Source organism: Streptococcus mitis (assembly GCF_000722695.1).
Classification (GTDB): Bacteria; Bacillota; Bacilli; order Lactobacillales; family Streptococcaceae; genus Streptococcus; species Streptococcus mitis_O.
Window position 1 is genome coordinate 512590 of the sequence record NZ_JPFU01000013.1, and the last position, 24229, is coordinate 536818.

The window sequence follows — 24229 nt, forward strand, 5'->3', positions numbered from 1 at the left end:
GAATGCTTTAGAGATAAAGTCTAATCTTCTTTACGTTTTGTAGCCAATAGTGCTGCTGACAAGGCCAAGCTAACACCTGCTAAGAAGATTGCTATACCAGATTCTCTCTCACCAGTTTCTGGCAAGCTATTTTGATCTTCTTTGACTGCTGAAGCCTTTCTTTCTGCAGTCTGGTTATTAGCTATGTTCTGTACTGGATTCTCTGTTTTCTCACGAACTGGTACTTCCTGATTTCCTACTGTTACTGGAACACCTTTATCCTCTGGAAGTTTACTATCTTGAGGCACTCCTGTATTTACCCCGTCTTTAAAGTCAGGCTTCTCAGCGATTGGTGCTACCTGATTACCTACAGTTGATTGTTTCCCTTTGTATTCTGAAATGTCGTTAACTGCTCCTTCAACAAAGTTAGTACCTCCCTTGAATTCAGGGACTTCATTGACTAGCGCAGGCTCCTCGCCCTTGCTATTTGAAATAGATGCTTTCACTCCTACCTCGATAATGCGGTCTTGAGCCTTTCTTTGTTCAGTATGAACAAGAGTTCTAGTAGTTCCCACAACTTGAATATAGTCAACTTTTTCTCCATCTTGTCCTTCAGAAACAACACGACGTTGGCCTTGAGCAAGTTCAGGATTTTCACGAATAACTTCTTTAAATGGAAGCGGAGTCTTTTCAATTTCCAAGCTTGGGGTTTCTGATACTAGGTTCTTCACGCCTTCTGTTGGTGTTGTTTGGAAGGTAGACTTAAAGTGTAAACGATATTCTTTCACCAAATTTCCATCTTTGGAAACAAGACGAACAAGTGTTGGAAGATTAGCATTTCCAGGATCAACAACTGTAACTACTCCATGTCCACTAGTTGTTGCAGTGACTTTTGGTTTTGAACCCATTGTTGTTAGAGTATAATCTGTCACATTTGGATCAAAGTTTTCCAATGCTTTTCCAGCAACTGAAATAGTCACTGAAGGAGTTTCTTCATCTCTTACTTTAGCAGAAGAGTAAGCACTAAACTCTACTACTGCTAGACCATTAGTTGTAGATTTACGAGTCAAACGTGCTCGAATAGCTGTTGTCTGAATCGGATCAAATGTAAATTCAATCGACTTACCAGCCACGATTTCTCCAGAAGCTTTGTAAGGAATTGGTGCCCAATTTTCTGCCTTGTTGAATGGATGGTCGGCATTTTCTTCATAACGAGAAATCGTACTTGGTTCTGTAAAGGCAGGACCAATATATCTTTCTAGAACCATTTTCTCTGGGGCATCTGTTCCACTATCTTTAAAGAATTGAATGGCTACTTTTCCAATAGATTGGGAGGCAATTTTGCCGCCCTTCTTAAAGAGTAGTCCGACAGAAGTTTCTTGATTTTTCGGAGTCCGAGACCAGTTTGTCCAACGTCCGTCCTCAATGTATTTTCCATCATTGATGTAGAAAATTCTATCATGTGAATTTACTTGTACATCATTCGTTGTCGAAGCAAAGGCTTTAGAATCCGTTTCATTGTTGCTTGGATTTTCTGACAGAACTTGGTTACCTTTAGCTACAACTGTTACTTGCATTTTGGTGCTTAAATCTGTACCTATTACATGACCAGTTACTTCAAAACTTCCCTCCTGTTCTGTCGCATGTTCAGGAATGGCATCCCATTGAACTGCAAGGTTAGCCTTAACCCAGCCAGCTTGTGAAGGATAATAGACTGTCACTTCAGCAGGCAATTGAAATTGATCACCAACATTCAAGATTTTAGCACCATTTTCTGCAGCAAGAGGTTGACTAGTTTCTCTCTCATCATTACGGAAGATTCGATATTCTTTCAATACCGTACCATCTTCTGCTTTCAAGATGAAACGCGTTGCGCCTTTTGGACTTGTTGCAGGCACAACTGTTACCAAACCATTATTGCTAGCTGTTGCAGTGATTTCTTTGCTAGATTGAGGAATATAGTAATCAGTCTTAGATGGATTAAAGTGTTCAAGATCCTTACCATCTACTTGGATAGAAATCTCTGAACTTGTAGAGCTTAAGACCTTGTTTCCAAGGACAGTTAGCTCTGTCAAACCAACACCAGCTGTTCCATCTGCTTTCTTCATGCGTATACGAACAGCATAGGTTTCTACCTTATCAAATGTAAAGTGATTTGTTTGAGTTGCAGATAGCTGACTTGGAGCATGTAAGTTTTCAACTACTTTCCAATTGTCAGGATTATTAAATGGATGATTGCTATCTCGTTGAGCATTATTGACATCATTTGGAAGATCTGGAACTTCCTGACCTACATAGTATTCGATAACGTATTCTTTTGGAAGACCAATTGTTCTATCGCTATAAAAATCAACCGACAAATTGTTGACAAAACGTTTCGTCAAGTCTCCTGAATTACCAAACAAGATAGAAGCCCAGTCATTATCAGTATTTGTTCTCCAAGTAGTCCATCTATTTTTAGCGCCTGTTGTCGTTCTTGACACAGTCAGGTCGTTCAAGGCATTAGCTGAATCATCTCCTCCTGTATTTGATACAATGGCAGCTGGCAATTGGGAGCCTGTCCATTGTTTAGAGATATTATTTCCAGCAACAACTTGACTAGACACTCGAACATGAGCTTTAGTGGTAAGATTACTATCAACTAAACGACCATTGATTTCATGGACTCCTTCAGTTTGACTAAAGTTGGTTGGAACCTGATTCCAAACCACATCTTTGTAGATAGTTGTTCCATTAGAATGGTAAGCACGAACATTAGCTGGCAATTGAACCGACTCACCCTTAGGTACTGTAAGGCTGATTTCCTCTGCAACTTGCAAGCCTTCAACCGTCACCGTTGCTTGAGCCTCAATATCTGTACCTTCTACATGTCCTTTAATGGTAAAGCTATGATAGTGCCCCAATTCTTTTTCAGCTACTTTGTCCCAAGTTACAGCTACCTTACGAGGCAAACCCTTATCAAATTCTGCTCCAACTTGACTAGGTAAATTAGGTTGCTGATTGATATCGGTAGAGATAGAAACTGGATGAAGTTTGACAATTTTCTTCTCTACTTTATTTTCTTTAATCACCAATTCAGTTGAGACAGATTGCGTTTTTTCTGTTTGATTGTCAATACGAGGAGTTAGAGTAACACGACCCTTAGTATAGAGCAACAAGTTCTGTCCATTTACCTCAAGATGACCACCATCAGCTGACTTGGCTTCTAAGTGGACATCTGACGCTGAAAATTCCGTCTGTGAACCGTCCTCATAATGCCCAATTACATGATAAGGGAGAACTTGGTCTTCTGTTGCCTTCTCTTTTCCTTCAACGTTTACTTCCAAGCGGGTCAAGGCAGGTGCTTCCTTCACGAATTGAATCAAGTAAGTTTGAACTAAATCGCCCTTTTGGTCACTCAAGAAGACAGAAGCCTGATAACCAGTATCAGCAGAAGCTTGCTGAACTGTTACCTGATAGCCTGTAGTCTGTGCTCCAACACTTGGAATTGTTCCAGTGTAAGGAAGAGATACACGATAATAAGTCTTGCCAGACTCGAAGTTCTCAAGAGCTTTATCCCCAACAGTAAGTCCTGTAATGCTACTTGTTGTTTCCTTGCTGCTTGCGATAAAGGTTGCAGTCACTTCACGGTCGTCATCTACCAATTTACCAGTAGCCTCCGTACGTCCCCCTTCCTTGGTCAAAGCAGCAGGATCTTTCAAGGTCCAAGAAACAACCTCTGTATCAATTAAGCTACCATCTGTCAGAACAGCTGTGACCGTTTTATCCAAATCAGCCGCATTTGTACCAACCGGTACTGTAGCAACTTTTGGCAACCATTTATCTAAGGCAACCACTTTTACAAGTGCCTCAGCTTGGGTTTCCAAACCTTCCACTCGTCCAAATACTTTCTTTTCACCTGCACTTGTAAGTAAGTCAGATGGCACTTCCCAAGTGACAGTTTTTTCCTCAACACTGCCATCGCTATAAATAGCTGTTACTGTTTGAGGCAATTCAGGATTTGTAGTCACGTCAGTTGTTGCTTTTACAGGAGCAAAGGCTACAAAGTGACGGTTTTCTTTCTTACCAGACACAGTCGCGACTGTTGCGCTATCAGATGTCAAGCCAGCAGAATCTGCATAAAGAGTAAATTTACCTTCTTTTTCTGTTGATTTTACAATGACAACCCCTTTACCATTGAAAGCACGTCTTTGCCATGTTCCATCTGCTTGAGCTTTGTAGCGCTCACGACTAGCTTGTTCCCCATTATCTACACCAACGATTTGTCCCTGACCATGCAGATTGAAATGAACAAGATTATTCGCTGTTGGTACAACATTCCCGTCACTATCAACAATTTCGTAATGGATGTAAGATAAATCTTTACCATCTGCAGTGATAACATGCTCTTCTTTAGTTAGACGAACTCTTGCTGGTTCCCCTGCAGTTGTCACACTATCACGCGCAATTTCATTACCATTTTCATCTCGAGCAATCGCAGTCAGTGTACCTGGTTGGTACTTAACAAGCCACTCAAGATACAATTCACTTGGTTTAGCTCCTTCATGATAAGGGCGTCCATCTTCTGTTCTTTTCTTAGTAAATTCCTTTTTACCAAGCGACTGACCGTTTAAGAATAATTCAACATTTGCTGCATTTGAGAAGGTACGAACTGGAACCTTTCCATCGACCAGCATCTTGCGATCCTTAAGGGTCTCTTCAGTCCAGTTCCAATGCGGTAAAATTCGGACAGTTGGTTTTTCTTTATCACTATACCACTCACTACGGTAAAGGTAGAAATCATTCTTGGGCAAACCAGCTGTATCAATAATACCAAAGTAGGAACTTTTTACAGGTGTACTATCCTGGTTATGCCATGGCGTTGGTTCACCGATATAGTCAATTCCTGTCCAGATAAATTGTCCAGCATATCCAGCATGATCACGATCAAAAGTCCATGATTCAGTAGCTGTTCTTCCCCATCCAACACGGTCATTACCATAATCAGATTGTTCATAATGACGATTTGGACTGTTATCATGTCCAAGAATTCGAGCAGGATTGTAATAAGAATCACGCGTTCTTGTCGCTGAAGACGTTTCAGAACCATAAATGAGCCAATCTGGATGAGCTCTACGAACAGCATCATAATTGCGTTCTCCATAGTTCATACCCACAGCATCCATAATTTCTGCAACTTTCAAGAAATCACCTGTAGATGCACGACTAAATTTATTTTCACCCATGGTGACATAACGCTCAGTATCAATCGCTTTGATAACAGCCTTCAAACGTTTAGCAGTTTCAATAGAACGAGGACTACCATTTGCCTCCTCTACCTCATTTCCAAGAGACCACATCACAATAGACGGATTGTTCTTATCACGTTCTACCATTGTTCTAAGATCAAAATCAGACCACTTCTCACCCTTCTTAGCTTCAGGATGAGTTGCATCTTGATCAAAGAACCGTCCATAGTCGTAAGTCTTCTTGCCACCATACCAAGTGTCAAAAGCCTCCTCTTGAACCAAAAGTCCTAGACTCGCCGCAGCATCTAGCAACTGAGGGCTCGCCGGGTTGTGAGTTGTACGAATGGAGTTGACTCCCATATCTTTCAGAAGTTTTAATTTTCTGTAGGTAGCCTTATAGTTTTCTTCTGCACCCAAGGCTCCATTATCATGGTGAATACTTACCCCGTGGAATTTCATGCGTTCACCATTCAGAGAGAAACCTTCCTTAGCAGTCCAATTGAAATAACGGTAACCAAATGTATCTTCTGTTACATCAACTAGTTGATCTTCTTTATAAACCTTTGTTTTCAGCACATACAGTTGAGGATGGTAACTTTTCGTTGTCCAAAGAGTTGGTTTATTAACTAGGATTGTTTGTCTGAAATCTGCAACTTCATTTTCTGCTAAATTCTTTGTTTCAGAGCGAACTAGTTCTGAAACAGCTTTACCCTCCTTAGTGAAAATCTGTTGCTCCACAAAGACATTCGCAGCCTTTTTATCTGTATTTTTAATCTTACTTTGAACTTGTGTTTCAACATTGCTATTTTTTTGTTCAGCTAATTTTGGTGTTGTAATGTGGTTCCCATTTTCCGCAACATGGACTTTATCACGATAACTAAGGGTTACATCACGATAAATCCCACTTCCAGAATACCAACGACTACTTGGTTGCTTATTGATTACTTGAACGGTAATTGAATTTTCACTGCCATCCTTGTTCAAAAATTCTGTAATATCATAAGAAAAATGATTGTAACCACTTGGATAATGTCCTACAAATTTACCATTTACATAAACCTTAGAATCCATGTAAACACCATCAAAATTGATACGAACATCCTTGTTCTTGTCTACTTCATTCAGTGTAAAAGTCTTACGATACCAAGCTGTTCCACCATTTAACTGACCACCTTCATTGCGAGCAGGAGACTTGTGATCGAAGTCAAAATAAATACTCCAATCGTGTGGAAGATTCAATTTAGACCAATCATGAACATCCACATCTTTTTTTGAAAAATCTCCTTGGGCGTTTAGTTTAAAGTACCAATCTTTATTGAAGTCTTGTTTTCGATCTGATAATAGCTGCTTCTCTTTTTCAACATCTGCTTTACTTGACTCTTTAGAAAGCGCTTGCGTTTTTTCAGAAGAAGATTTGATATCTGCAGTCGGTTTTACCTGATCCTTTTCTGAAGTTTTCTTAGCATCCTCTTTTACATCTGTTTCAACTGCTGCTGTAGATTTCGGACCATCTTCCACAATCTTTGGATTTGTCTCTTCAGCTTTTTGCTTCTCTTCAGCTTCGCTTTCTTCTCCTACCTTATTTGGAGTTTCAACTTTAGGACTAACCAATTCATGGTTACCTTCATTAACAGGTTTAGTAGGTTCTGTATCCTTAGTCACTTTGTCTTCTGTCGACTCAGCTTTTGGCTTTACAAACTCACGTCCACCATTCTCATCAGCCTTTGCGATAGCAGCTGCCACATCATCGGGAAGCTTATCTAAAGGCTGAGGTTGATGAACTGTTGTTTCTTCTGTTTGAATATTGGATGAAGCCACCTCCTCAGCTTGTACAGCTGAAATACCAAATATACTAGCCCCAATCATCACAGATGCCGCACCTATAGCAAATTTACGAATGCTATAATGGCAACGTTTATCGAAAAGTCTTTTGTTCATTAAAATCCTCATTTCTTTTTCTCGACACTAAGTAAGCGTTTACTTTTTAAAAAATAACCTCCTTCTGAATACACAACTAAGCATCAAGTTTGTTTTTTTGTATATATTGAATATATCAAAATGAACAAAAATTTGCAATCTTTTTATGAGTTTAATATAACAAAAAGGAGTGGGATAGCATCCTATAACGAGAAGCTTAACAATGGGTAAAGAATCTAGCCCGAAACTATCAACTATTCAAAAACCACACAGTGTTGCTTTCAGCTTGATGATGCTCAATACTGAAATCACTGTGTGGTTTTATTGTGACATTAATGTTTATCCGGGATCATTGAATAACTCTTTTTCGAATTCTTATACTCAATAAAAATCAAAGAGCAAACTAGGAAACTAGCCGCAGGTTGCTCAAAACACTGTTTTGAGGTTGTAGATAAGACTGACAAAGTCAGAAATACATATCTACGGTAAGGCAACATTGACGCGGTTTGAAAAGATTTTCGAAGAGTATTAATCCTTTTTCCCTTTTTTGACAAAAGCAGCAGATAGAACTAATCCAAGACCACCTAACAAGGCTAAAGCAGCTGATTCTTTTCCACCTGTTGCTGGAAGTTGATCTTTAACTTTAGAAATTGATGATTGTAGTTGTTCTTGTTTTTGGACTTGATCCGTTTTCACTGATGCACTTGCAAATTCATCGGACTTTTCAACAGTAGTTTCAACATCACTATTGCCACTGCTCATCTTATCTCCATCGACTTTATCAACAGAATCTTTCAAGTTTTCCTCTTTTGGAGTGGCTTGATGACTTGCTGTTCCTTCATATTTTGATACTTCATGGACAGCTGCTTCAGTGCCATTTACGCCACCCTTGAAGTCTGGGACTTCTACTACTGGTGCTGGAAGCTTGTCTGCTTTTTCAATAGCTTCAGTATACTCGGGAACTTCATGGGTAACTGCCTCAACTGCATTAACACCACCTTTAAATTCTAGTGCTTCTACTACTGGAGTTACGCCATCACCTGCTGTACCAATAGCTTGAGTGTATTCTGGAACTTCATGAACAGCTACTTCGACACCATTTACGCCACCAGTATATTCTGGGACTTCTACTACTGAAGCTGGTTCATCGCCCTTACTTGTATTTGGAGCCGGTTTGGCTGGTTCTTCTGGAAGTTCTTGGTGGAATGTCGTCATTTCGTAGAACTCTGGTTTACCTCCTTCCCAAACAAGTTTCACATCCAATAATGGAGATTTATCTCGGACAGCAAATGTTTGGAAGCTTGAGGTAATCTCACCTATTTCTGACCAAGAATCTCTTTTATCTGATTTAAGAGTTCGAGCCAATACTCGAGTCTTCACTCCTTGCGGAAGACTTGAAACAAGTCGGATATGGTTCACATCTGTCGGTTCTGACAAGTGGTAAACAAGCTCACCTTGTTCTTTCTCAGCCTTATAGCTAGTCAATACCTTACCATCTACAAGGTTGGTGTAGAGATTACCTTGGCTTTCACCACTGTTTCCTTGAACAGTTGGGTCATTAATTGGTTTCACGAATTCGCCATCATTGATAACCAACTCAGTGAAGCCTACAAAACGAGCATCATAGTTAGCTGTAAATAGAACACGGAGATAATTGGCTTTAACTGGACTTGCAAGTTCACCCTCGATGTAGCGGTTTCCTGGCATCTTAGAATCATGTGTCCAACCATCTGTCAAGGAATCATCACGTGTCTCATTAGTAACACCGTCACCAACTGTCACAAGATCTGTCCAAGTCTTGCCATCTTGACTGACTTGAATCTTACCATCACGCAGATAATTTTGAGTTCCATCTTGAATATAAGCTCTAATTTTCTTAATGTCACGTTCGCTACCAAGTTTCAAAGTGATATGACCGTCTTTACGAGCATAGTCTGAGAATTCTACAAAGTTATTGTAAACTCCATCAAACAATTGATCCAAGTTCTTAATCTTACGAACGTCATTGCGACCATATGTTGGATGGATTCCCATTGATGTCGAATCAAGTGTAGTTGGTTGAACTTCTTTTGTATGAACAAGTAGAGAGGTTGCTGTCACTGCTTGTTCTTGGGCAGTCTTGTTGACCAAACGAACATAACGTACCAAGGACTTATCTGTCACTTGATCAGCTGGATACCATTCTTGGGCATTTGGAGAATATTCCAAATTGAGGGATGGATTTTCTGTACCAACTGCTTGAATAAGCTCAGCTTGGTGAAGACGATCAAGTTTCATACCCAAATAACTCTTAGCTGAAAGTTTTGTTCCGCTCGGAATTTGCATATTATAACGGCCTAGGCTATCATCAACTGGAATTGACTTCAAGTTTTCAACGTTTGTATCAGTCAATTTGCTATTGCCTGCACGTGTTTCAACCGAAAAGTCAGCTATACGCCACCATAGGTTGGTATTCTTAGTGTTGCGAATACGGACATAACGAGCTGAAATTGGAGTTTCGATTTCTTTGGTTTGTTCACCAGTCAAGCGATCCAATTCTTGCCATGAGTTACCATCTGCAGAATATTCAAGAACACCTTCTGCTAATTTATCTCCTGAACCTTGATGGAGACGAACCTTAGTCACAGGTTTGACTTCGCCTAAGTCTAGTTGTACCCAACTATTTACTGGAGTTGTATCAGTTCGATCAGCATTCGCAAGCATGGCTTCAGTATTGTCACGACCGTCTGTAATCTGACCAACTGTCGTATTGTACTTGTACATAAGATTTGGACTAATCGTCACAGTAGCTGCCTGTTTAGCACGAGTAACTTCCACAGGGCGGTTAACAGCAATTTCTCTTACAGCAAACCAAGTATTATCACGATCTGAAGTCGCAATCATTCGAACAGCCTTGGCACGAATATTGAGTTTTTCATATTTAATAAGAGATTCATTTCCAGTGTAGCTTGGTTCTGAAAGTGTTACCCACTCATCATTTTCATTGAGATACTCAACCTTAGCATTGTTAAAGGTATCACGAGGATTTGCTTGAGTTCCCATTGCAAAGGTCAAGTTTTGGAGTGGAACAGCTTTGTTAAATTTCAAGCCAATGTAATCACCAGTCTTGATACTGTTTGGTGATTTGATTAATGCATGAGTTCCCAAATCTCCATCAGTCACCTCAGCAAGTCCGCCTTCTACACCTGTACGGTTCGTGATAAAGGTACTAATCACTTGGTCAGGATGCAAGGCTTTTTGAACTTCTGTTGCCAAGATTTCACGTAGTCCAAGCAAGAATGGACGGATATGTTGAACACCTAACTCAGCTTTTTCGTCATGGTCTACATAATGGAAAGTATGAGTTTGAGACTGTTCATATAGTTTCAATCCTTTATAGTAGCTATCCCAAAGTTTTGCAGAGTCATTTGTAGCAATAGCTTCTGTACCATCAAGGAGAGCACTCAAGGCATCCATTTGGTCAATGGTATTGTCCAACCAATAATGGATTTGAGCACGCATCTTTTCATCACCAGATGCTTTATAAAGTTGAGCTGCAGCTTTTAGTTTCGCAAATTCTGCACGCAATCCCTCACGCTCTGCGCTGACATCTTGACCTGCTTTCAACTTAGACATAAATGTTGCCAATTTCGGAGCAAGTTCAACAGACTCTTCCAATTTCACAACACGACCATCCATGTTTTGGTTGATCATATGTTTACCAAGCTCACGGAAGGCAATAGATGCTTCACTATCTGTAAACTTACCGTTTTCAACAAAGTTGAAGGCTATATCGTTGACTTTCTTGGCTTCTTCTTCTGACTTCCATTGTTTCCATGCATATTGGGCTGCTGAGAAGAGGGCAATCTTCGATGGCTCAGATTGTTGCATTGGATTCAACATAATCCCTGAAAGAAGACTAGGATCAACATTTGGATGAAGGAATTTCTCACCACCACCTAAGATTAAGTGTTGTTTAGAGTTATCTGTAACAGGCCAATTGACCCATAGAGAAACTGGACGATAGGTCTTACCACCTGCAGTCAGGTTGTTCTTAAGGTTAGAGAGGAAGCTTTCGGATACTTCACCCCAGATCTTACCACCAGTAAGGGTCATAGAGGTTGAAGTTGGAAGATTTTCATTGAGTGCTTTCAACTCATCTTCACGGCCATTCCCCCAATATTGACCTGGGACAAAGATCATTTCCTTACGAAGGCCACCATAAGTTGCTTGTTTTTCAGTCAACCAGTCTGTCATGTCCTTCATCAAGCGGTTGTAGCTATTGTAGCCACCAACTGGACTTGGGGCATCATCGGCCAAAATACCGAACTCACGAACACCGACATCCATCAATTGAGTGAATTTAGCTTTAATAGTTTCAAGGTCTTTTTGGTAGTCAGCATCGTTGCCAAAACGGATACGGTTATTCATGAATGGATGGATGGTCCACACATAACGAGTCTTGTTTTGGTTTCCGACACGCGCCAATTCACGAATTTCAGCTAGTTTTTCTTCTGGATAAAGTTCACGCCATTTCTTGTTGTGATATGGATCGTCTTTTGGTGCAAAGAAGTATTGGGTCAACTTCAAGTCACCACCATAACGCATCAACTCAGCACGATCAGCATTGCTCCAAGGATTTCCATAGTAACCTTCGATAAAGCCACGGTTCTTAATTTCAGCGTAGTCTTCAATTGTTACATTACGCAATACTGGAACTTGACTTTCATTAAGCATGTGTTTGAGAGTCGTCAAACCGTAGAAGACAGCATCTGTATCTTTACCGACAATTGAGATTGTATTGTTCTTGATTGACAAGGCATAGGCATCAATCTTATCAAAGAGTCCTTGAGAAATTCCAGACACTTCTTTTTCAGCCTGTGAATGTTGACCATGAACACCAAGGTAGATGTTGGTAGCACCTGCCACTGCTGACTGACTGCTTGTGTATGAGATTTGATGATCTTGTAAAACACTCTTCAAGCGGTTACGAGTATAGATATCCAAATTATCTCCCATGACAAGATTGACTTGTTTATAGAGTTTTGTAACACCTTCATCGTAAGTTACTTTTTGTGGCGTTGGGAAGACCTTGTACTCTTTCTTAAGGTAATCTTGACTTTTCGCTGCTGCAGCAACTGTTTCATCACTTGTTGGCTTGCTAGCTACAAAGTTATCAGCAAGTTCAGTTGTACCATCACCCATTTCTTCAACTTTAGGTGTTTTTGGAGTAGCTGGCTCTTCTGCATTGGTAGTAGAAACTGGTTTCAGAAGTTGAATTTCTGCAGCACTACCAAATCCTGCAACACCTGCTAGAACTTTTAATTCTACCTTATCCGTTTCAATTGCATCAAAGTTCACTGTTTTCTCTTTGGCATTATTTTCCCAAGTTCCTGAAGCAACTTTAACCATTTGACCATCTTTTTGAGCATAGATTTCATAAGATGTCACGACACCATTACCACCACCTGGACGTGGAAGATAAGTCAAACCATTGACTTTTTCTGCTTCTTTCAAGGTCATGGAAAGAGTGTACGGAGCAGTATCACCAGTCCATTTAGTATGCCAGAAGGTATTTGGATTATTGTCAAATGCTTTTTCTACTGGACCTTCTGCATTGGTACCTGGTAATTCTTGACTAGTTGCAGAAACTGTAAAATGATCATTTGGAATCAAACGTGGATTGACAAATGGTTCATTTGACAACTCAGCACTATGCAAGATTCCTTTGAAACCACCGATCGTTTCAAGTGGTAGAACCAGGCTATTATGAGCAAAACGAGGATTAGCTGGATTTGCAATACGTTCAACCTTTTCACCATCTACATACACTTCTGTCGATTGTGGCTTCGTTACAACAGAAATTTGATAACGTTTGTTCTTTTCAAGTTTCTTGTTGAATTGAATATGGAATTGTTCAAAAGTATAGGCAAGGTAGCCATCTTTATCTGCAAGATAAAGTTGATTATTGCCACTTGTTGAGAAGGTTTGTTCGCCATCACCAGTTACAGTAACATCCAATTTCAAGACATGACTTGGTCCTGCGTCACCAACTAGACCTTCTATCGTACTGTCTTTATCGAAATTCAATCCTTTTTCACTTGTCTTCACTTTCTTAGCAAGGTAATCTTTGACAGTATCAGGATTGATCTTAAACAAATCTTCTTCAGTTACGGTCTTCTCTGGATTAGATTGTGGTGCATAGACACTTGCTGGTTGAATACGGTCTGCATAGGTCTTAGCTGCACGATCTGAACCCCAAGTGCGTTCTGCAGTGGACTGCATACTCTTAAAGAAACGTTTAAAGATATCGTAAGAAGTAAGTCCAGTTTCATGGAGGTCAATGTTATCATTCCAAACCGCATGACCACCACCAAGGATATTTGGATTAGAAGCTTCTAGACGTGGGCCACCACCTGTTGAGAAGTCATTTGGTGTCCAACGATTGTATTGAATTTCATAATTGGCATAATCACCATAAGCAGTTTGGCTATTGCTACCACTTGGGACACTATATGTTGGGATATCTGTAATATTAATAATCTTAGCTCCCTGAGCAATAGCTTCTTTTGGTTGCTGCCAGCCAATACTCCAGATATCAACTTCTACATCTTTCCAATCAACCGCTGTTTTACCTCGTTTCGCACTGAGCGATCCCCAAATACGAGGTGTATATCCTTTTCCTTTAATGTATTTAATAAGGTCATTGACATAACGACGATAGCTTTCTCTACTACCATAATATTCGTCCGTACCAATATGAACGGTAGATACGCCATGAAGCGGTGCATCTGGTCCATCTAGGAGTTTGTCATAAACTGATTTGACAAAAGCCAGCGTTTCATCGTATTTATTATCTAGATCGAGCATGGCTACGCGCTCTACGTTATGTTTACCTCTGTAATCGCTCAGACTACCTTGATACATGAGGTCAGGACGAACTTTGACAAATGACAGAGCATGACCTGGTGTATCAATTTCAGGTACTAGATTGATATGCAAGGCCTTAGCAAGTTTAATCAGATTTTGCATCTCTTCTTTAGTATAGTGCTCATCTGATGTTAATTTTTGACCATTCTTACCGACAATATCTGTCTCGACACGGAAACCTGTTTTAGCATGCTCTAAAACATACTTCAGTTCTTCTTCTGAACTTAAGTTCTTACCTGCCAAGTGCTCTTTTAAGAAGATATAGTTATCATTTAGGTGCAACTGCAAGTCATTCATCTTGTAGTAGGCCATGTTTAGCATGATGTCTACAATCGTATCATAAGGGATAAACTTACGACCTGTATCTAGCATAAAGCCACGGTGACTGAAGCTTGGGAAGTCACGGATTTCTCCATTTTGCAAATTATTTTCGCCCATTTGTAGAAGGGTACGAGTTGCGTAAAAGGCACCTGCATTTGTCGCAGCTTCTACTGTGATGACTCCGTCTTTAATGCTAATACCATAGCCTTCCTTGCCATAGCCTTTGTCTTCAACCTTTTTAAATTCAATTCGTTTTTGAGATGTCTGATTACCTGTTGCAATTTCTAAGCCACGACTTTCAAGGTCAGTCTGATAGAATTTAGCTTCTTGACCAAATCCAGAATCGCCAACTGAAATCACTGTATCTGATGTTATTGACGTTTTTCCTTCAGTTCCATACCATTGTTGAACTGCTGGTGCAACTGCTGGTTTGGTTCCAACGCCTTCATCTGCATGCAAACCTTTAATCACTACTTCAAACTCTTTTTTGAAGGTATGATTTCCATTGACTTGTTGGACCATGACCTTAACAGTTTGATCTGTTAAAGGTTTATAGATTTTATTATTAAGGTCGACAACTCCTTGCTTGTTACTTCCAATCAAACTAACTTGACCAGGCAATTTAGGCAATACAAGTGATTTTCCATCTTTAGCAACTGCTAGTTCTGTCACCTGACGAATGTCTGTTGGTTTGCTGGTATCTGGAATATTTGAGTAGGCACGGATTTCTTGGATACCAACATTTTTCCAGTTCATAGTACCAGCTTGGTAATCTGTAATTTCAAGTTTGAGGTACTTGGCTTGAATAGCTTCTTTCAAGTCAACTTTTTCATCAAGAAGTGGAGTTCCTGTTCTTTGATAGGCTAACTTCCATTCTTTAACTCCCGAACCATTCACATTTTCTTGACCTGCATAATAGAGATTCCAAGATTTGATGTTTGGATCATTTCGTTCACCACGAGCACGGCGATCCCAATCAATCTCAACATGTTTAATCAAGGTTGGCTTTTCAAATTTAAATTCGATTGTTGGATTCACAACATCTCGGTCAGTTGCCCAGTGAGTTTCTGGTTTGCCATCGATTGCTTTGTCTACAGTATTTTGTGTCTGAGCTTCTTGGTTTGAAGCTGTAACAGTCGCATTTTCTAAATGATTGACATCAGGAGTTGCAACCAAATCTTTTGCCACTGGAGTTTCTGACGGTTTTACAGCTGGAGCCACCTCTTCTTTAGGTGTAACTGCTGGTTTCGGAGTCACTTCTTCCTTAGGAGTGACAGTTTCAGCTGGTTTTGCTACAGGAGTAACTGTCCCCGTATTTTCAGGCTGACTTTCTGTCTCACTTGGTTGAGTTTCACTATCCCCTGTCGTAGTGGTAGTTTCTGCTTTTTCAATAGCTGCTACTATATCTGCTGGCAGCTTATCCAGAGGCTGAGCCTGTGTTATTGTTCCTTCTGTCTCAGCAGGTCCTTCTGTTTCAGCTGCTTGAACCATGCCAGCACCAAAGATACTAGCACCAATCATAACAGAAGCTGCACCAATCGTAAATTTACGAATACTATAATGACACCGTTTCTCAAAAAAATGTTTTCCCATTTTTTCTTATTTCCTTTCATACGCTCACAATCGTAAACGTTCTCATTTCCCTTTAGAAAAAGAGAGAACCTAGAGGTCCTCTCTGGGTATTCTTTTTTCTCCACTAGAACAAGCAGAGAGTTTGAGCTCCCTTTTAATGAAAACTCCTGTATATTCTAATCTTCTTTTCTCTTTGCAAGAAATAGAGCAGACAATACTAGACTGATGCTGGCAAGGAAGAAAAGATGATCTGACTTGCTAGTTCCAGTGTCTGGAAGTTTAGCCTTCATTTCTTCTTTTGCTTCTTCTATCTTCATTCTTGGTTTAGACCTATCAACTGATTGTGCTGCTGAACTCTGCTGCTTCTGATTGAATTGATCTGTTGATGGAATTTGTGACTTACCTCCAACTTCCTCATTGGATGGAGTCTGTGTCTTACCTCCTACTTCCCCAGTAGATGGAGTCTGTGCATTTCCTCCTGCTTCCTCAGTAGATGGAGTCTGTGCATTTCCTCCTGCTTCCTCAGTAGATGGAGTTTGTGCATTTCCTCTAGGCTCATCAGCTAATGGGCTCTGTTGTTTAGAAACTGGTTTATAAACTACTGCATAATGTCCTAGTTGACTAGTTGTGAATTCAATTGTTCCTTGACCATTTGTAAAGTTTACTGACTCACCTGATGCAGTATAGTACACCCCAGCCACTTCACCAGAAACTGGTACTCTAACAAGGACTGCACCTTTCGGCTGAACCTTATGATTATCCTTATCTACCAACTGAAGAGCATAATCATCAAATTCCATACCTTGTAGGCTTTGATCTGTTACTTTTTGAACTTGAAGATGCATGTCTGGTGTAAAATCTCTTGCTAGTCCTGCAACTACAACTCCTGTTGATTTATCTGATAAGACACGAACCTCTTCAGTTGGCTTGTCTACCGTAGGTGCTGCTTGGTCACCTGCTGTTCCCATTGCACCTGTATATTCTGGAACTTCATAGACAGCTGATTCTGCCGCATTGACGCCACCATTAAATTCTGGCTGAACTGCTAGTGTTGGAGCAGCTTCTTCACCAGCTGTTCCAATCGGCCCTTTATACTCAGGCACTTCGAGAATTGGTGCTGTCTCCTCATCTTTGCTTGATGTTGGAGTTTCAGGTTTCGGTTCTGGAGTTGAAGTAGGTGTTTCATCTTTCAATTGGTCGAGATAATCTGCAAAGTATTTAATCATTCTATTTGTTAAGAGATGGTTATCTGTTGCAAATCTCATGCTGGAAACAACACTTGCTACTTCCTCTTGATTTTCTTTGCTGGTCAATTTTTGAGCTTTAGCTAAGGCCGCTTCATATGCCGATGTATCAAGAGTTGCTTCAGTCACTTGTGGACGAGTGAAGACCAATTCTGCAGCTGATTGATATTGATTACCACCATCTCCGTAAGTGCGTGTTCCTGTTAGAACAATCTTCTTAGCTTTGATCGTCTTGCCAAAGTTGATATCTTTAGGTTTGTTATTGTCAGCCCAATTTGTTGCATTGAAGGTATGTTCCTTACCTGTTTCATCAGTTACTACAAGAGTCACATCTCTCAAATTACCATTTGAACCAGAACCACGTGGAACATAATGGAGACCAGTAATTTCAGTCGGTTCTTTCAAGATCATTGTAGCTGGTTTACCAACATCTCCTCCGCCCCATGATGTATGCCATAAACTAGATAAGTTTCCATCAAAGGCATTTGCAAGACCTTCACCAGCCTGAGCAGGAGCGCTTAGGCTTGCAAAGTCATCTGTCACAAGAGCTGTTTTCTTCATCACTAAAGCATCTTTAAGAGCATTGACCTTAGCGATTTCTGCTTTAGCTTCTTCTACACTAATATCATCGTCTGCTTGACTAAGGTTAAAGACAGCCTCTTTCAAAGCATCCATTGTTTCTTTAGTATAGTTCTCCATCGAAACAGTCGGAAGGTAGTTCTTAACAGCATTTTCTGCCATCATCTTACCTGTCAAAACAATTTCTTCAATTTGAAGTCTGTCCATAATGAAGTCATTGTAGCCACGGAAGTTCGCATTACCACCAGAGTCTCCACGTGTGTTGCTTGCATTGCCTGTAGAGTAGATACCTACCCATGTATCGCCTGTTTCTGCACCTGTTACGAGGAAGGTTACCTTCTTAGCTTTCTTAGAATCTGTCCAAGTATTTGGCAATTCATGCATTTCCAAATTGCTTGCTTGATTACCGCGACGACCTGACTGGAATTCACCCTTACCGACTACAAAGGCGTAGGTATTGTCAGATCCTGCTTCGTATTCAAAGGTTACACGATAAGTCTTACCAGCTTCAAAACGGAAGTTTTGAGGAATTGTTTGGTAAACCAAGTTACGACGGCTAACTAGCCCATTTGTCTTCAATGACCAATTTCCTTCGATAACATCATCGACTTTCTTACCATTCCAATCACGTTGTGTATATGGATCATGTTTTTCAGATAAGTGAGTACGATTATCCTCAACTCCTTCGATACCACCAATTACAAATGGGAAAATACCTTGAGCGACATTTTCAAAGTCTTGTTTAAATGTTCCTTTAGCTGTATCATGATTATCTCCGTACATACTTGAATTGTTTTCAAAGGTACGAATTTCATCAAAGTAAGTTGCTTCATCACCAGCTTCACGACTCAAAGTAAGAGTGACATTTGATACATCTGAACCTGTTGTAAAGAAGGCATACATGTTTTGGAAGTAACTTGTATCGTCAACTGTAGCATTGTCACGACGAGTATTATGGGCATATGCCTTAACATAGTTAAGAGCTAGTGACTTATTGGTATAGCTAGTCACTTCTTTTTCACCAGTATTCACTGTGATACTTGCCTTAGCATTACTACGGTTATCAACACCGACATAAACAGCATACTTAGTATTTGGTTGCAAACCAGTCAGTTTCTGAGTAAGGCTGACTGTGCTCTTGTTGCCTTGGATACGAAGCATTTCATTTGCGCCTTGTGATTTGACAATTTCTGCCTTAGAAGCATCACCAGAAATAGTCCAGTGTTTCAAAGTTCCACTGTTAAATCCTTGGTCATAGATATGCATACCCTCACTCCATGACATTTCAGGATTTGTTTGTTTAGAACGATAGAGAACATATGGCTGATTTGCAGTTAGATCAAGAGTAATCTTACCGTCTTTCACGGCAACTTCTTTTTCCTCAGTCTTACCTTGGTCAGTTAGTTTATAAAGGTAAATCTTGCCATTTGCCCAGTCGCTAGGAAGTGTCCAAGTTGTTGCACCTGCTTCAGTATTGAAGTAGTACATTTTTTCCTTGTCACTAGCAAGTTTCTTACCATTTGCATCCCAGTTCCATGGAGTCAAGTAAGCTGAACCATCTTGGATAACACGTCCGTTGAGCGTTACTGTACGTTCACGGTATTGTGGACTGTGGACATCATTGGATTTACGAGTTACCACAACCTTGTTATTTGCAGCATCGACCAACTCGACTTTCATTTCTGGAGTCCATTTATAGGTACTACCATTATCAGTCATGGTTACTGATTTGCCATCTTCCCATTTGCTGACTGTGAAGTGTTGGAAGTACTTAGTCATGACGTCATGAGCAAACAAGTTTGTTACATAACCGTTATAATCACTACGTCCTTGCCATCCTTCGAAGTCCTTCATGCTATAACCGCCTAGAAGTGGGTAGTCAGCTGCACCACCATAACTTCTGTAATCCCCAACCCAAGAATCTTTTTGGTGGTTACGGATAAAGCGAGTAATGGCACTGTTAATACCTTTATTTGTATAGCCACCGTAGGTCAAGTCAGCTGCCCAGTGTTGGAAGGTAGAGTCGTATTCACCACCATGACCCCACTCAATCGCAAAGCGCCAACCTTGTTTGTTGATTTCTTTAGCAAGAACGTGGGTAGCCCAGGCACCATTATCTCCTGATTGACCATTTCCCCAAACGTCCACATAGATAAAGTCGAGACCTTCACCAAGTTTGTTCTTCAACTCTTCCCAGCGAGCTAAGCGTCCATGCGCCAAGTCATAAGCAGCATCAATATTAACTCCTTGATCTAACCAGTTCCATCCATAGCTGTAACTACCATCTGGATTCTTACGAAGAATATCTTCATTAAAATATTTAGACTCAGGATAGGTTTCTGAAGCGTTGACGTGGATACCGAGGTGGGCACCATATTTCTTCGCTTTCTCAATCAAAGCCTTGAAGTCTTCAACACCACCAATACGTTTACCGATGTCTGCATAGTTCAAGTGTCCAGAGTCATGTCCTTCACTTCCGTATCCCTTAAGAAGTATACCTTGACCAAGACCATCTGTATGAAGGTTAATCTTCTTGATTCCATCCAAGGTCATGAGGAATGGGTTTTGCGCTTGTGAACCAAAGTTCATAGCGATACGGTAAGCTGTAATGTCTTTAACTTTTTCCCAACCTTGAGGGTTGTTCATGATGCTACGATAAGCAATGGCTCCATCCTGCCAGTCTACTTTATTATCAGCATTGGCATCTTCTGTGATAACAACCTTGGCACTTGGAAGTTCCTTCGTATATTCTGGGAAGACAATGCCCTTATAAGCTTTTTCCCATTGCCACTCGGAACTTTGGATTCCTACATAGTTTGTATTTCCAACAGTTTGTTTGAATGCTGTCAAACGAGTCCAGTCATTCGAACCACCACCGTAGCTGTTTTGAGAATTGCTCCAAACACCTGCAGCAAGTTTATCCGTAGAAACAAATCCATACATATAGCCCTTAGCCAAGTCCTTCATTGGATTGGTTACAGCAATATGGTCATCTCCACTGACATGCGTGTTATTTGACATAGTTGCCCCATCAAACTTAGCCCCAGTTTGGTCGCTTGAAACCGAAACAAGTGAATTTCCTAAGAAATTAATAGATGAGAGTAGCTTTCTTTCATCATCGATCTTTTGTCCTGGCGTAACTTGGTTATGGTTTACAATCTTAGTCACATCAAAGTGAAGTTGGTTATCCACTACTTGCAAACGAACAGTCATATCCGCATTGATCAGATTAGGCTCATCACGGAGTTTCATCTCATATTCAGCAGTCGTTGCATTGACCTTTTTATAGGTAACTTCAGGAGTCACAGCGTGCTTGTTGATCACAACTTTATTAATTGGTTGCACTTGTCCTGGGAGCTTGTTTCCATTTAGAACATATTCTTTAACACGTGGGAAGGCTTGGTCGATAACTGCTTTCAATACTGTAGATTGAATAGTGTCGTATTTTACATTGCTATCATCTACTGTATAGCCCTTTTCTTTTTTAGTGGATTCTTGATCTGTTTTAACTCCTTCTTGGTTGTCAGTTTTGACATTGACAATTGTTCTTTCACTACTATTATAGGTTCCAGCTTTAAGAACGATTTTCTTCTCATCTTTTAGTTTGTTATTTACTGCAGATGGCAAGGTCACTGTGTCAAAAAGTTTCACATCATTATTAGTTGCATTGAGCTGTCCATCTGATTTGAGACTGATCGTCAAGTGGTTGGTTGAACCATTAACAGGAGCTGCAACACGATTACCTTGGTACCAAAGTCCACTTCCATTTGACTTATATTCCCAGAACCATCCACCTTGGTCATATCCTACAAAAACGTTATTATCAGTGTCTTTGAATTTCATGAAGACACCAAAGCGAGACCTACCTGTTTCGGATTCTTCTTTAAAGGTCAAATCAACTGTAGCATTCCCATTAGCATCTACTGTCAAACCATCTTTTTCAAACAAGGCTGATTTTTTCCCATTGTCATTTTGAGCAGTTGAAGCTAGTTGGTTGTAACGAACTCCTTTTTCTTCACGGACAATTACTGTTCCCTGTTGTTTTTTCTTTTCAACTGTTTTCCATTCTGGAGTGACTTCTTTTGATTCACTCGGTTTAGTTTCAGCTGGCTTGTTTTCAGCAGGTTTATTTTCTGCTGGTTTGTTTTCTGCCGGCTTATTGTCAGCTGGTTTTTCTTCTTTTGGTTTATCCTCTTTTGGTTTGTCCTCTTTTGGTTTTTCTTCCTTGTTTTCCACTTGTTTATCGAGAGCATCTAGACCAGCTGGTTTCGTTGTTTCAATACCCTTGATATAGTTTTGAATCCATTCTAGCTGAGCAGGTGAGAAGAGAATACCTCCACTACGTTTACCAGAGACACCATTTTGGTGGATACCAATCAATTTCCCATTTTCATCGAAGATTCCGCCACCACTAGCACCTGGTTCACTTCCTTGATAGCTAATCCCACGAACACCTTCTCCGTGATTGTTAATGTCCTCAACGGTAGTATTCAAAATTGGATCAAGCTCTCCTTTTGGATATCCAAATACATGAACCTTATCTCCTACCTTAGTTGTTGCAGGCTTGTCAGTCACTTCAACAGGTGCATTTGCAAGAGGTGTACGAAGCTTAACGATTGCCAGGTCATTTTTATATCCTTTGAGGAAGCCTTCACGGTCCCAGTGTTTTACATCATTCTTACTAAATTTGACATCTGGTGCTCCTTTGTAAGAAACTGTATAGACATCTCCATCACTCTCAACATTATCAGCTACCTTACGATTATTTCCATCTGGAACATCTTTGATAAAGTTATGAGAAACAGATAAAACTAGATTTTCCCCAATAACGATACCACTGCCAATCCCCGCAGCGCTTTTAATTTCAACAGTCGCACCATAGTTTAATTCTCCATTTTTTGTTTTAGCGACATCTTCTGGAACTAAACTTTTATCTTCTTTTTCTAAGTCTTCTTTTGATGCAGCATGACCATTTTCTTCAGCCTTATCAAGTTTTCCACGTAGTTCATCAGGAAGAGTATCTGAAGTTGATGAGCTTATTGCAGTTTCTTTTTCTTTTGCCAGTAATTCTTCTTCAGTCTTTGGTCCTTCAGTTACTTCAGGAGAACCTTGGTCTTCACCAGCTTTTGGTGCTTCAAAATCATGCCCTCCGTCCTCTTTAGCATTGGCAAGAGCTGCAGCCAAATCAGCCGGGATATTTGCTGTTGAACCTGTTTGTGCAGAATCTGCTAGGACAGTACTAGTTCCAAAGAAAGCTGCACCAATCATGACAGAAGCAACCCCTAATGAAAATTTTCGAATACTATATTTACAACGTTTTTCAAACAATCCTTTATCCATTAAGTCCTAAATCCTTTCACTATATACGTAAGCGTTTACATCCGCTATTTAAAAAAATACTCCTTTCTGTCTAAAAAGTGTAACACTTACGTCATTAAATAAAAAATAATTACACTTTTAATATAACAAATGATACGAAATAAAGCAATAGAAAAGATAGGAAATGACTAATTTTTTCTTTCAATCCTCACCAAATGCGAAGTACAATTGAAGTATAAAATCTCCATCCTACTGTAGAAAAATAAAACGCACATCATCAAGTTTTTTCAACATCTGATAATATGCATTTCCCTGATTTTAAAGACTTTTTATCCAACCTCATGCGTTTCAAAAACGAAGAAGTTGAGCCTCAATTTGAATTTTTCTCTTTTCATACTTCCTTAACAAAAACCAATTCCTGTGGCTGGGACAGGTCTTCTCTGTAGACAAATTCTGCAAAGCTTAAGCGACGAACTTCCTCCACCGTCTGCACTTGATTTTCTATTAGGGCTGTTAGGAAAGCACCACGTGCTTTCTTGGAAATGGTTGAGTGAATCTTCAGCTGACCACCCTTGTCCTCCATGAATTTAAAGGTCACCATCTTTTCTCTGATTTCCTTAGAAAATACAGTTTCAAACTCTGATGACAAGAGGGAGAAAATCACTTCTTCTTTCTCCACAGCTCCACCATAGGATGCCTTCCAGTGGCTCTTCAAAGTCTTACCAGCGACTTTTAACTTCATCAAAAAGTCCAAACGGTGAGGTGCCATAGGTGACAAGGCTGGAACGACACCGTACAAAGCCGAGGTAATAAAGACATGATTTTCAAGATAGGCTTGTTCGGCCTCGGTCAAGTTGTCTCTCTTGATATGACGGTACATAAGCCCATCAAAAAGTTTCAAGGCTGGGTAGTGTTGAGCAGTTTGGCTTGTTAAAGCTTGGATATTTTGAAATTCTTCCGTAGCCTTCTCGGCTGATACCTTGTAAAAACTCTCCAATTGACTAGCAGAATAGAGGGCCAAGGCATCCAGCACAGCCTGACTTTCTGGTTTTAAAGGAGCAGCTTCGATACTTGGCAAGTCTGTGTTCATTTCTTTTGCTGTTGGGATTAAAATTTTCATATTGATAGTGTAGCATATTTTTTAGCTACTACCAAGAAATT

At 40.2% G+C, this 24229-nt stretch carries 4 protein-coding genes; all 4 read right to left on the bottom strand.

What is annotated here, in order from left to right:
• Positions 1-20: 20 nt before the first annotated feature.
• Complete coding sequence (locus tag SK629_RS07790) at positions 21-7145, bottom strand: SIALI-17 repeat-containing surface protein (protein WP_042901335.1); 7125 nt, start codon at positions 7143-7145, stop codon at positions 21-23.
• A 507-nt stretch (positions 7146-7652) separates the two neighbouring features.
• Positions 7653-15947 carry an SIALI-17 repeat-containing surface protein gene (locus SK629_RS07795; RefSeq protein ID WP_042901336.1) on the bottom strand — a complete coding sequence of 2765 codons (8295 nt, stop codon included), beginning with the start codon at positions 15945-15947 and terminating at the stop codon, positions 7653-7655.
• 155 nt (positions 15948-16102) lie between these two features.
• The gene (locus tag SK629_RS07800; protein ID WP_080710257.1) at positions 16103-23089 is read right to left on the bottom strand and encodes a SpGH101 family endo-alpha-N-acetylgalactosaminidase; all 6987 of its coding nucleotides are present in this window, start codon (positions 23087-23089) and stop codon (positions 16103-16105) included.
• 370 nt (positions 23090-23459) lie between these two features.
• The gene (gene yaaA / locus SK629_RS07805; RefSeq protein ID WP_042901337.1) at positions 23460-24188 is read right to left on the bottom strand and encodes a peroxide stress protein YaaA; all 729 of its coding nucleotides are present in this window, start codon (positions 24186-24188) and stop codon (positions 23460-23462) included.
• Positions 24189-24229: the final 41 nt, after the last annotated feature.

Bases quoted from the DNA above. Each gene is read 5' to 3' on its own strand.
- SK629_RS07790 (WP_042901335.1), bottom strand. From the start codon at position 7,145: ATGAACAAAAGACTTTTCGATAAACGTTGCCATTATAGCATTCGTAAA.
- yaaA (WP_042901337.1), bottom strand. From the start codon at position 24,188: ATGAAAATTTTAATCCCAACAGCAAAAGAAATGAACACAGACTTGCCA.
- SK629_RS07795 (WP_042901336.1), bottom strand. From the start codon at position 15,947: ATGGGAAAACATTTTTTTGAGAAACGGTGTCATTATAGTATTCGTAAA.
- SK629_RS07800 (WP_080710257.1), bottom strand. From the start codon at position 23,089: ATGGATAAAGGATTGTTTGAAAAACGTTGTAAATATAGTATTCGAAAA.